Below are 255 nucleotides of genomic sequence, written 5' to 3' on the forward strand. Positions count from 1 at the left end.
CGTTGCTGATGACGTTGCCGTTCAGCACCAGGTTGTTCTCGCTCGCCGTGGCCGGGTTGCTGTCGTTCACCGCCGTCGGCACGTCGTCGACGATCTGCACGCTCAGGGTGTTCGAAGCCGAGTCACCGTCGCTGTCTATCAGGCTCACCGCAAAGTTTTCAAACAGGCTGTTGTTGCCGTCAGCAGTGGGATGCGCTTCGTTGTCCAGCAAGCTGTAGCTGTAGCTCACCAGCCCGGTGCCCGCGTCGTAACCGG

The 255-nt window shown here is 61.2% G+C and carries 1 protein-coding gene; it reads right to left on the reverse strand.

What is annotated here, in order from left to right; genetic code table 11:
- Nucleotides 1–255: hypothetical protein (locus ACLHZ1_RS20825; protein ID WP_427263566.1), on the reverse strand; the 255-nt coding region annotated here is incomplete at both ends.

The organism is Aeromonas sobria (assembly GCF_050266975.1).
Classification (GTDB): domain Bacteria; phylum Pseudomonadota; class Gammaproteobacteria; order Enterobacterales; family Aeromonadaceae; genus Aeromonas; species Aeromonas sobria_B.